Raw genomic sequence first — 11,249 nt, 5'->3', positions numbered from 1 at the left:
GTTGGTTCGCCGGGGTGGGGTTCTTTCGCCGTCTCTCCGGGGGCCCCGCGGGGGGGGCGCCCCGCCATCCGCGGGCCCGCCCGCCCACCCCGGGGGGGGGGGGGGCGGGGGGCCCCCCCCCCCTCCGGTGTCGGAGAACTCAGTTGTCGCTGTTCAGGAGAGTCAGCACGCGCAGCGCCTCCAGGTAGATCCACACCAGCGTCATGGTGAGACCGAAGGCGGACAACCAGGCATCCTCGCGCGGCGCGCCATCGGCAATGGCGTCCTCGACCTGCTTGAAGTCCAGGGCGAGGAACGCGGCGCCGAGCAGGATGCCGATGATGCCGAAGGCGATGGCCAGGCCGCCGCCGCTGTCGAATCCGAGGCCGTTGCCCGCCCCGAAGGCGGAGAAGAGAAGGTCGGCGACGAGTAGCAGGAGGAAACCGATCGTGGCGGCGGCGACGAAGCCGGCGAACCGCTGATCGACGCGGATCCAACGCCTCGGTAGGCGACGAGCACACCTGCGGACACCGCCAGGGTGCCGAGCACCGCTTGGACGACCACGCCCGGCGCGATGTAGGTCGAGGTCGCGCCGGCGATCACACCGAGGAAGACGCCCTCAAGCGCCGCGTACCCGAGGATCAGCGCCGGGACGGGCGCCCGTTTGAACGTCTGGACCATCGTGAGAATGACGGCGACGAGGGCCGCACCCGCGGCGATGCCGTAGGACCGGCCGACGTTCGCCTCGTCGACGGGCAGCAGGAGCCAGGACAGCGCCGCCGTCAGGGCCACGGTGCCGAGCGTCGTCGCGGTGCGGACGACGACGTCGTCGATGGTCGGCGCGGTCCGGCCGACCCGCGCCTCCGGGTGCGCCGGGGTTCGCGACCGTGCCGTGGGGATCGGCCGGATAGTCGTCCACCGGTCGTTCGTCGACTGCGGTGCCCACCGGGTGCCGCACGGATGCGCGCACTTGACCGGTCTCCCAGCGGGAGAGGATCGGGTTGCCGGTCCTCACGTCGTTCCTCCTCGTCTGCCGCACATGCGGTCTGCGAAAAACGTTGTTGTCGGTCGCCCGAGGTGGCACACGTGCGACATCGGCCATCCGGCGGGTGGAAGACGAAAAACCTATTCATCACCACTCTGATAGGTGGCGTAAGTGGGGCAAGTCATCCCTGCCTGCGTCCGGTCGCGGTCATTCCGGCGGTGTCCCCGGGCCGTCGAGCAACTCTTGGAGAAAGCCATCCCAGTTCAGACCGTCCATCTCCGCCTCGGCCGAGGTGATCCGATAGGTGGCGTCGATCCAATTCGACAACGGCCCCGTGGGCACCTCGAACAGGGCCTCCCCCTCATGCGACTCGAGAAGCAGCCACGACGAGGGCCGCGCGCTGGGGGCCGTCGGCCACATCCGCACGTCACCGCAACCGCTCATCGCGGTCACCCCGAGGTGGAGCAGTTCCCGGCCCATACGCCAGGAGAGGTTCGGCCCTCGTTCCGTCAGGAACTCGACCGTGATCACCGCAGGCATGTCCGGGTCGAAGTGGAACTCCGCCCGGATGGGACACCGCGTGAACTCGTCCAGCATCTGATCGAGGTCCAGCAGCAGAGAAGGCAGGTACTCGGGCGCCGAACGCGCCCGCAGTTGTGACTGATCACGGTGCATGACAAGTTCCCCTCGGTGGGTCGAAGACTGCGATGACAACTCTTCGCCGGAACGGGGAACCGCACATCGGTCACTTGACGGTCAAAGGTTTCCCCGTGCCGGCGGATGACGGAGCCACGTGGATTCTCGGGAGTGGGCGCCCGCCGGGCGAGCGGAGAACGCCACGACCACCGAGACCGATCCCGCCCGGATCGTCCGCGTGGGAACCGCCGCGGTGTACCCGGACCGGCTGGCGGCGGTTCGCGAGGTGGCCTGGCGGCTGGTGCGGCAGGGGCGCGACAGCGGCCCGGCGCGCCGGCACATCGGAGCCCTGCTCCACCTGTGTCTGGAGGACTACCACCGCGGCAAGTGGGCGACGGTCCTGGCAGCGCGTCGCGGGTGGTGCTGCGCGACGCACTGTCGCGGCGGGCCCCGAACTGACGGTCGCCGGACGGGTGTGCGGTGGCGTCACCGCACCCCCGGGCCTCGGTCGCAGAACGCGGACGAGCCTTCCGCGCCGAAGCCGACCGCGAACTCCAAAGCCGGGCTCGACCCGGCCGCACGGAAGTTGACGAGGGAGTTCGTCACGCCGTGGCAGACACCCATCCCGACAGAGGGCGGCCTCCTGCGCTTCCTCGGACGTCACCGTCTTGACAGGTGACTCGTGCACATGGAAGCCTCTTGTCACCGGTCAGAGCGGTCACTTTTTTGATGAGGGATGCCCAATGACAGTCGTACGAATCCAACTCGTCTCCGTGCTCAGCCCAAAGGACGTGCTGGGGGTGCTGACCGACTTCGGCCCTTCCCGCCCCGAGGTTTGGCCCTCGATCGACGCCGCACACTTCGAGGTCCACGAAGCCGGTGACACCTGGGCCGAGGTCACCGAGGGCACCGCCGCCGCGTGGGAACGCGCGCGCTACGAGTGGGAGCCGGGCGGGGACACGGTCACCATCACCACGCTCGACTCCAAGCTCTTCGGCGCCGGCGGTGGCTGGGTCATCCGAATGACTCGCGAGGAGGAGGGCACCCGGGTCGACGTCGAGCTGACGCGGCAACCGGACACGTTCAAGGGCAAGTTGCTCGCCTCGCTGCTTCCTTTGGCCGCCCCGTCGTCCCTGCGCAAGTCCTTCGCGGGGCCCTTGCAAGCCAAGCGACCCGCCCGCGAACCTGCTCCGCGAGGCGGCAGGTGAGGTGCGAGGCGCGGGATTGGGGCATCACGAGCAGGTCGGCGAGGGGATGCAAATCCATCTCGGCGCCCGGCGCGTGTTCGCGGCGGGCGGCGCCGACCTGACCGTCCGCGGCGTCGAGCGCATCGCACCGACCGGTCCCAACGCCGCCGGCAAGACCACCCTGATGTGCCTGAATACCGGCGAACTCGCCTCGGAAGGCGGGTAGATCAAGCGCAACGACGACCGGATCGCCTACCTGTCGCAGCGCCTGGACCCGCCGGACCCGGACCGAACCGTCGCGGAGAACTTCGCCGCCGCCCCGAGGCGGCCCGAGGCGGAGCGGATGAACCTGCTCCACCCGCTTCCTCTTCCGAGGCCCCCGTATGCTCCTGCTCATGAGTGCTGTGCAGCCTGCCCGCAAGCGTGACGGCGCCGCGACACGAGAGGCGATCCTCGCCGCCGCCGTGGTGGAGTTCACCGAGCATGGATACGCGCGAGCCGGGGTCCGGCAGATCGCCGAGCGCGCGGGCGTGACAGCGATGATGATCAATCGCTACTTCGGTTCGAAAGAACTGCTGTTCGCTCGGGCCGTGGACCGCGCCTTCGAACCGCCGACGGTAATCGGTGACGAAAGCTCCGGCCTCTCGCGCTCCCTGGCGCGCACGCTCGCCGAGCGGACCGCGCCCGGCGCCGAACCACTCGACCCGTTCCTGCTGATGCTGCGCTCGGCTCCGGACCCGGAAGCGGTGGACATCTTGCGCCGCAGTATCGAGGCGCATGTCGGCACTCGGCTTGAGGGGCTGCTGGAGGGGCCGGAAACAGAAATCCGGGCCCAACTCGGGCTTGCCCTCGTCGCGGGGACGTGGCTGCTGCGCACCGTCGTGGGAACCTCCGCGCTCGCGGCGGCCGACAACGACGTGCTCGCGGACCTGTTGGCGGACATGCTCACACCCGTGACCGGGGAAACGGATGCCGCCGCTCCCGCCTGACGGCGGGAACGGCGGCGGTGCGGGTGCCGTATCGCCGCGGTCCCGCACCGGCGACCGTGCCTTGTCCGTGCTGTTTTCAGAACGCGGAGCGGATGAGCCCGCCGTCGACGCGGATGGTGGCTCCGCTGACGTACTGCGCGTAGTCGCTGCACAGGTACGCGACTGCGGCCGCGATCTCGTCCGGCTCGCCGAAGCGCTCCTGGTCGTTGGGGATCAGGGCGTTCACGGCGTTGGGCTGGATCTCCTCCCAGGTCTCGCCCCAGCCGCGCGCCGGGCCGAGCCGGGTGACGAGTTCCTTCGTAGCCTCGACGAGGATGGCTCCCGGAGAGACCACGTTGGAGGTCACGCCCGTGCCCTTCAGGTCACGGGCCAGCGACACGGCGAGGTTGTGCCGCGCCGCCAGGGTGGCGTTGTACTGCGGGTGGGTGCTCATCGGCTGGGAGGCGAGGCCGCCGCCGATCGTGATGACCCGTCCCCAGCCGCGTTCGCGCATCGCGGGGACCAGCTGCCGGATCATCCGCACACCGGAGACCACGTTGATGTTGTAGGTGTCGCGCCATTCGTCGGGAGTGGCCTCGGCCCACGACAGGTGCCGGTAGAAGCCGGCGTTGTTGACGAGGATGTCGATGGGCCCGTCCGCGACCGCGGCCCGGGCGACCTCGACGGCTGTGGCGTCGTCCGCCAGGTCGCCCAGCACCGTGGTGGCGGTCCCGCCGGCCTCGCGGATCTCCTGCGCGACCTTCTCCGTGCGCTTCTTGTCGCGACCGTGGACCACGATCGCGGCCCCCTCGGCCGCCAGCAGCTTCGCGGTGGCCTCGCCGAGCCCGACGCTCGAACCCGTGACGAGCGCGCGCTTTCCGGTCAGATTGAGGTTCATGTCTTGGCTCCCTCTCGAAGTGTGCCTTGCAGACAAGTATGCACCTGTAGACTTTTAATGCGAAGCGGGATCGTCCCACCGCTGGAACCCGATCCGGCATGTGCGGGAGAATGCGAACGGCAACAACATTTTTGGCCGTTCGGATGACGTGGAAACCGGAGGACTCCAGTCTTCCGGTTGGGTGTGCCGCGAGTGGCGGGTACGGCCACCGGCGACCCGCCGGCAGCTTTCGGCAGCACACACTGTCGAGACGTGGGAGGGGAACCGGAAGAACCGCCACGGCCACGGCCCAACGGCGCGACGACGTATTCTCGCCATGAACCAGGTGGTGGGCGCGCAGAGCGCACACCATCAGGTCGGCGGCGAAGGGAGTGGGGACGATGGAGTCGATCGGTCAGAGCATGGTCGGCCGTGAACGCGAACAGGGGGTGCTCTCCGACTTCGTAACGGCCTCGGGAGGCCGGGCCCTCGTGTTGCGGGGTGACACGGGTGTGGGCAAGAGCGCTCTGCTGGAACACGTGGCCGCTGTGGCGGTGGACGAGAAACACAGGGTGATCCGGGCGGCAGGGGTCGAGGCCGAGTCGGAGCTGCCCTTCGCGGGCCTGCATCAGTTCCTGTATCCGCTGCTGTCCCATATCGACCAGTTGGACGATGTCCACCGTAAGGTTTTCGACGTCGTCTTCGGCAGGAGCGCGGGCGCGCCCCCTTCCGTCATGACCCTCGGTATCGCCGTTTTGGATGTGCTCTCGCTCGCTGCGTCACAAATGCCCCTTCTGCTGGTGCTCGATGACGGCCAGTGGCTGGATGCCTCAAGCACCGAAGTGTGCGGGTTCGTGGGCCGCCGGCTCACCGGCAGCTCGGTGAAGCTGGTCGTGGTGTTGCGCTCCGACCTGCCCTCGGGTTTCGACACCGCCGCGCTGCCGGAACTGGCGGTGACCACCCTGTCGGAGAAGGCCTCCCAGCAACTGCTGGACATGCATTTCCCCGGGCTGGACCCTCGAATCCGCAGTCTGGTCTTGAGCGAGGCGCAGGGAAATCCGCTGGCTCTGTTGGAACTGCCGCCGTACGTGCGAAGCAATCGGGCCGCACGCACCGCCGAGGAACTGTTCGGTTACACCGGCATCTCGCTGCCCCAGCGTTTGCAGCACGTGTACGGCTCCCGGATCCAGTCCCTCGACGACGCAGTCCGCGCGGAGTTGCTGCGCGGCGCCCTGGACGGTGTCGGTACCGGTACGGCGGCCGACCACCCGAGGAGCATCCGATACCGCATGCGGGATGTCGACGAGGCTGCGGATCGTGGTTTGCTGGACGTCGATCCGCTCACCGGCGACTTCCTCTTCAGACATCCCCTGGTGCGTTCGACCGCTGTCCAGACAGCCACCCCCAACGAGCGCCGCGCGGCGCATGTCGTCCTTGCCCAGGTGCACCGTGAGGATCCGGAACGGCGGGCCACGCACCTGGCGGCTTCGGTGGTCGACCCCGACGAACACGTCGCGTCGATGCTGGAGGAAGCCGCGGACTCCGCCATCCGACGGGGCGGCGCGGTGGCTGCCGTGGCCTGGCTGACCCGGGCCGCGGAGCTGAGCGAGAGCCACGAGGAACGGTCCCGGCGGCTGGGCGACGCCGCGTTCATCGCCGGGCACGCGGGCCTGCTGGATCAGGCCCGGCGGCTGGTCCGCTCCGACACGCCCTCCGGAAAGACCGAGTCCGCAGTCTCGGTGGTCACTGCGGCCTATGCCGCGCTGTACGAGGATGGGGACGTACGGTCCTCGCAGCGTCAGGTCGTCGCGGCGATCGAGAACATTCGCGACGGCATCGAGAACACGCGTGACGGCGCAACGCGAGAGCCGAACGAGGTGCTCACCCGGCTGGTCAACCTGCTACTGGCCATCGACCAGTACGCGAGTGACGAGACCGCCTGGGAGCGCACCCATGAACTGCTCGCTTCGCTGGGCGATTTGGTGTCCCCCCATTCGCACATCTATCAGGATGCCTGGGGAGATGTGGTGCGGCGCGGCGCGGGTGTGCACGGGCGGGTGGACGCTACCTTTGTTGACCTGCGCGAACTCGAACCGTGGGACGTGACGCGACTGGGGGTCGCCGCCTATCACCTGGACATCCTCGACCGGTACCGGCCGTATCTACAGCGCACCGTGGACCGGGAGGTGGAGACCGGGGCCGTAGCCAACGCCATGACGATGTTGCATCTGATCATGCTCGACCAGATCACGGTCGGTGAGTGGGGCGAGGCCGAGCGCACCGGACAGCGCTGCCTGGACCTGACGACTACGCGCGAGCACGTGCTGTTCGCCCATCACACCCGTGCGTATCTGGGTCTGCTGGCCGCCCTGCGCGGCGACGTCGAACGTGCCCGGGAACTGCAGGCCACCGTGGACGCCTGGGCCCGCCCCCGCGGCATCGGCTTTCTGACCCAGATCACCGACGCCGTCGGCACCACCGCCGCCTTGGCCGAAGGCGACTACGAAGCCGCCTATCTCCACGCCATCGGCATCACAGCCCCCGGCACCTTCACGCCCTACGCCCACCAAGCCTCCCGCACCCTCCTCGACCTCGTCGAAGCAGCCCTCCACACCGGCCGCTCCGAACAAGCCCGCGCCCACGCCCTCGCCGCCCGCGACGCCGGTCTGCCCGACATCTCCCCCCGCCTAGCCCTCGTCACCCACGGCGCGCTCGCCATGACCGCCACCGACCCCACCGAAGCCGACCACTTGTACGACCGCGCCGAAAACTACCCCACCGCCACCGACTTCCCCTTCGAACTCGCCCGCATCCACCTCGCCCACGGCATCCACCTGCGACACACCCAAGGACGTAAAGCCGCCCGGCCGCCGCTCACCCTGGCCGTCAAGACCTTCGAACGCCTCGGCGCGCCCACGTGGATAGAGCGGGCCCGGGCCGAACTCCGGGCCACAGGTGCGTCCACGGTGGCCTCCCCGGCGCACCTCGCCGCGCTGACCTGGCAGGAACGCCGAATCGCGGACCTTGCCGCCGGCGGCCTGACCAACAAGGAGATAGGGGAACGGATGCACCTGTCACCGCGCACGGTCAGCTCCCATCTCTACCGGGTGTTCCCCAAACTGGGCATCACCTCGCGCGCCGCACTGCGCGACGCGTTGGGAAGGCTGGGCGATGCTCCGCACCTTTGAGCGGTTGGCGCCGGGCGTGGTGATGTACGGACCGGGGGTAGGGGATGTGCGGCCGTGGGTCGCGGCGTGTTCAGGCGTCGTTCGAGACGGCGCGGATGCCCTGTTGGTCGAGCCAGTCGAGCACGTGATCGGCGACCGGCCGCCATCCGCCGTCGACGATCAGCGAGTGGGCGCGGTCCGCGAACTGCTTCAGGTGGGTCACCGCCGTCGAATCGCCGTACTCCTTGTAGACCGCGCGGGTGATGGAGTCGGGCACCAGCCGGTCCTCCTGGCCCGAGATCAGCAGGAGCGGGCCCCGACCCGGGTTGGCGACGTCCACCGCGGTGCGCGGGCCGCGCGCCCCGCTCGCGCATCCGAGATCCGCGAGCAGGCGGCTCGGCGCCGGCACCACATAGCGTTCGAAGAGCCGGTCGGACTCCTCCGTGGTGGAGGTGTTCGCGACGACGTGGTGGAACCGTCCCGGGGACAGGAACGACAACCGGTCGGCGTCGTCGGTTCGGGCGGGAGTCCACAGCCGATCCGGCACGGCGGGCCAAGGGACGTCGTTGATCGGGGCGGAGGCGATGGCCACCGCAGCCCGGCCCAGATCGGCGCCGACGAGATGCTGCGCGATCAGCCCGCCGACCGAGTGGCCGACGATCACCGGCGCAACATCGAACGACCGCACGATCGTGGCGTAGTGATCGGTCAGCGCGTCCAGGCCGATACCGCCGAGCGCCCCGGGGAATTCGCGGACGCCCCGGGCAGTCGTGGCTTCCCCCGGCCAGCCGGGGGAGAGCGTGAGAAACCCTCGGCTCGCGAAGCGCTCGGCCCATGACTCCCAGGACAGCGCATGCAGCCACGCACCATGGACGAAGACGACGGGAGTACGGTTCACGGCTGGTTTCCTCCGAGCACGACGATCATCCGACACCGGCACACGGGTGACCGTTCCAGGATCGGTCGGGCATCGGCGGAGGGCGACAGTCGAATGACCTAATGTGGCCGGCACCGCTGACCCAATGTGGCCGCCCCATCGCGGTGCACAGGCTCCGACGCTCGGTGACGACGCCCGGACTCCGGACACATCCGAGCGGACAAAGATCCACGTAGAGCCCTTGCGTCATGACGATCGCCGCAGGCCCCTGCTGCCAAATGGTCAACCGACTTATGTACGTGGGCCCTCCGGGCGGCCAGAGTGGATCGGGCCGGTCTCCGCCACCGGGAAGGCGGCCACCCGTCCCGACAATCGTCGAGGGCGCGGAAAAGAACAGGGAATACGAGTGTCACGACAAGAAGGGCAACCCATGAGCGGCGCACCGCCGGCTACCGGGCCGGGAGAGGACGCGGCACTCACCCTGGCGGCCCAAGCGGGCGACGTGTCGGCTCTCGCCCTGCTGTTGGAGCGGCACAGGCCCGGGATGCGCGCGGTGGCGCTCAGCCTGCTTGGGCCGGGTCCGGATGTGGACGACGTCATGCAAGAGACGGCACTGGTGGCGCTGCGGCGGATCGTGGACATCCGTGATCCACAGGCGGTGGGGCCGTGGCTGCGCATGGTGGTACGCAACAACTGCCGGACCCTGCTGCGCGCCTCCCGGCGGGTCGAGCCCGTGGAGGATGTACCGCTGCCCCCTGACGGCGCCGGCCCCGAACAGGTATTGCAGAGCCACGCGTTGCGGGATTGGGTCTGGGAGGCGGTCGAGGCACTGTCACCAGCGCTGCGCCTACCGGTCGTCCTGCGGTACTTCTCCACCGGGATCACCTCGTACCGGCAGATCGCCGAAGCCTGCGCCGTGCCCATCGGCACCGTGCGCAGCCGGCTCAGCCAGGCACGCACAGTGTTGGCCCAGGCCTTGGCCGCCACGGCGGAGTCGGCCCACGAGGACGTGACACGCCGTAGGCAGGCATCCTGGCAGGAAGCACACGACACACTCGCGGCCGCCGAACGGGGACACTTCGACAAGGTGGTCGAGGACCGCTACGCCGCCGACGTCTCGCTGCTGGTCGGCGGCGAGCGGCTCGGCGGTGCCGACGTCCTGTTGACGGGCATGGACTGCGACCTTTCGGCCGGCGTACGCCAGCGACCGGTCCACATCGTGGCCGGTCGGTCCCTGGTCGTGTGGGAGATGGAATTGATCAACCCGGCGGACGATCCGAACCACTGCCCCCCGGGTGTCGCCTGGATCATGACGCTGGACCGCGGTCGTGTGGACCGGATCTCCCTCTACCACGCTTCCCGGCCGCAGGCAGCGCCGTCGTCACCTGCCGGCTGAGCGACCGGGCCCTTCTTCGGTGCGCGAATCGCTGTGTGCGCGATCACACGAAAGCCACCGAACTTGTCAGCCCGCCGAACGTCGTGTCGGTGTCAGAAGCCCCCTGTCACCCGGAGGTCCCGATGGACTCGACACGCGCACACAACCTTGCCCTCCCGCCCGACACCGAGCCGCTTTCCCCCGGCGTCCACACCTATCGACTGGCCGACGTGGTACAGCGCTACCACGTCCACGGCAACGGCCCGGTGTGCGTGGCGCACGCCGGCGGCCCCGGAATCCACTGGGAATACATGCGCATGCCTGCCCTCGAGGAACACCTGACCATGGTGTACGTCGAGCCCCTGGGCACCACGTGGGACAGCCGCCTGCCGTCACACCCGCACGGGTACACGCGGGAGCGCTACAGCAGCTCCCTGGAGACACTGATCCGACGGCTCGACGTGCCCGAGGTATACCTTTTGGGGCACTCGCACGGCGCGTTCGTGGCGGCCTACCACGCCTTGCATCGCCCTGAGCAGCTAAGGGGAGTCGTACTGTACGAGGGCGCGCCGGTCACCGGCCCCGAGCACGGTGCGGAGGCCGCCCGCATGGTCGAGGCGTTCGCCACGAGGCATGCCGGCCACCCGGGGCTGCCTGATGTGATGGCCGCGTTCGCGGCGATCGGCGCAATATCCGACGACAGGCAGACCGAAGCGGTTGCCCGGGGCGTGCTGCCGTCGTACTTCGCCGACTACTGGGGCAACGAGGAACGGTTGTCCCCGTTCCGGGATGCCGTGCGGGCCACATACATCTCCGGTCTGGACGAGGACCTCGTTCCCGACGCCGTCGACGATCGCGCCGCGCTCAAGGAACTGACGGTACCGGCGCTGGTCGTCGTGGGTCGCCACGACGTGATCTGCGGCATGCGCTGGGGTCTCGAACTGGCAGAACTCATCCCGGACTCGGGGCTGCTGGTGCTGGAGAACAGCGGTCACATGGGACATATGGAGGAACCCGAGCTATTCGCAGAGGCGGTCCGCGACTTCGTTCTGGACACGATCGACCCGCACGACAGCACCCTGTAGGGCGGTAGCGGTACATGACGTTCGTCGGCCCCACCGGGGCCGACGCAAATCAAAAAAAACGAAAAAGAGACGGCGGGGAAAAAGGGGCCCCCCCCGGCCCCGACCGCGGGAGG

General features: G+C 69.0%; 8 protein-coding genes and 2 pseudogenes. 6 read left to right on the top strand and 4 right to left on the bottom strand.

Annotation, left to right across the window (positions count from 1 at the left end):
- Positions 1–139: 139 nt before the first annotated feature.
- Both ABZS54_RS39350 and ABZS54_RS39345 read right to left on the bottom strand, forming a co-directional pair.
- Positions 140–822, bottom strand: a pseudogene (locus tag ABZS54_RS39350) (Bax inhibitor-1/YccA family protein); the annotation flags it as partial.
- A 349-nt stretch (positions 823–1,171) separates the two neighbouring features.
- On the bottom strand, positions 1,172–1,639 hold the full coding sequence (locus tag ABZS54_RS39345) for an SsgA family sporulation/cell division regulator (RefSeq protein ID WP_355547116.1): 468 nt from the start codon (positions 1,637–1,639) through the stop codon (positions 1,172–1,174).
- Positions 1,640–2,343: 704 nt separating this feature from the next.
- Between ABZS54_RS39345 and ABZS54_RS39340 the strand changes: the two genes are divergently transcribed.
- The 3 genes and pseudogenes from ABZS54_RS39340 to ABZS54_RS39330 all read left to right on the top strand — a co-directional run bounded on the left by ABZS54_RS39340 (position 2,344) and on the right by ABZS54_RS39330 (position 3,776).
- Positions 2,344–2,808, top strand: a complete 465-nt coding sequence (locus ABZS54_RS39340) for a hypothetical protein (protein ID WP_355547114.1) — start codon at positions 2,344–2,346, stop codon at positions 2,806–2,808.
- A gap of 34 nt (positions 2,809–2,842) precedes the next feature.
- Positions 2,843–3,170 (top strand): annotated as a pseudogene (locus ABZS54_RS39335) (ABC transporter ATP-binding protein); the annotation flags it as partial.
- A gap of 12 nt (positions 3,171–3,182) precedes the next feature.
- Entirely contained in the window at positions 3,183–3,776 is a 594-nt protein-coding gene (locus ABZS54_RS39330) for a TetR family transcriptional regulator (protein WP_355547118.1), read from the top strand.
- A 76-nt stretch (positions 3,777–3,852) separates the two neighbouring features.
- On the opposite strand, the gene ABZS54_RS39325 is transcribed toward ABZS54_RS39330, so the two are convergent.
- Complete coding sequence (locus ABZS54_RS39325; protein WP_355547112.1) at positions 3,853–4,653, bottom strand: SDR family NAD(P)-dependent oxidoreductase; 801 nt, start codon at positions 4,651–4,653, stop codon at positions 3,853–3,855.
- Between the two features lie 380 nt (positions 4,654–5,033).
- Here ABZS54_RS39325 and ABZS54_RS39320 point away from each other — a divergent pair, with 380 nt between their 5' ends.
- Positions 5,034–7,820, top strand: a complete 2,787-nt coding sequence (locus ABZS54_RS39320; protein WP_355547110.1) for a LuxR family transcriptional regulator — start codon at positions 5,034–5,036, stop codon at positions 7,818–7,820.
- 70 nt (positions 7,821–7,890) lie between these two features.
- Here ABZS54_RS39320 and ABZS54_RS39315 read toward each other — a convergent pair whose 3' ends face one another.
- Complete coding sequence (locus ABZS54_RS39315; protein ID WP_355547108.1) at positions 7,891–8,697, bottom strand: alpha/beta fold hydrolase; 807 nt, start codon at positions 8,695–8,697, stop codon at positions 7,891–7,893.
- A gap of 409 nt (positions 8,698–9,106) precedes the next feature.
- Between ABZS54_RS39315 and ABZS54_RS39310 the strand changes: the two genes are divergently transcribed.
- Together ABZS54_RS39310 and ABZS54_RS39305 are read left to right on the top strand one after the other, a co-directional pair.
- Positions 9,107–10,072, top strand: a complete 966-nt coding sequence (locus ABZS54_RS39310; protein ID WP_355547106.1) for a sigma-70 family RNA polymerase sigma factor — start codon at positions 9,107–9,109, stop codon at positions 10,070–10,072.
- Between the two features lie 122 nt (positions 10,073–10,194).
- Entirely contained in the window at positions 10,195–11,136 is a 942-nt protein-coding gene (locus ABZS54_RS39305) for an alpha/beta hydrolase (protein WP_355547104.1), read from the top strand.
- The last annotated feature ends 113 nt before the right edge of the window (positions 11,137–11,249 follow it).

The organism is Embleya sp. NPDC005575, from assembly GCF_040605455.1.
Lineage (GTDB): Bacteria > Actinomycetota > Actinomycetes > Streptomycetales > Streptomycetaceae > Embleya.
Note: the sequence above shows the minus strand (reverse complement) of the source record. Positions and strands in the feature narration are given on the sequence as shown.

Excerpts from the sequence above, each read along its gene's own strand:
- ABZS54_RS39345 (WP_355547116.1), bottom strand. The coding sequence starts at position 1,639 with ATGCACCGTGATCAGTCACAACTGCGGGCGCGTTCGGCGCCCGAGTAC.
- ABZS54_RS39340 (WP_355547114.1), top strand. The coding sequence starts at position 2,344 with ATGACAGTCGTACGAATCCAACTCGTCTCCGTGCTCAGCCCAAAGGAC.
- ABZS54_RS39330 (WP_355547118.1), top strand. The coding sequence starts at position 3,183 with ATGAGTGCTGTGCAGCCTGCCCGCAAGCGTGACGGCGCCGCGACACGA.
- ABZS54_RS39325 (WP_355547112.1), bottom strand. The coding sequence starts at position 4,653 with ATGAACCTCAATCTGACCGGAAAGCGCGCGCTCGTCACGGGTTCGAGC.
- ABZS54_RS39320 (WP_355547110.1), top strand. The coding sequence starts at position 5,034 with ATGGAGTCGATCGGTCAGAGCATGGTCGGCCGTGAACGCGAACAGGGG.
- ABZS54_RS39310 (WP_355547106.1), top strand. The coding sequence starts at position 9,107 with ATGAGCGGCGCACCGCCGGCTACCGGGCCGGGAGAGGACGCGGCACTC.
- ABZS54_RS39305 (WP_355547104.1), top strand. The coding sequence starts at position 10,195 with ATGGACTCGACACGCGCACACAACCTTGCCCTCCCGCCCGACACCGAG.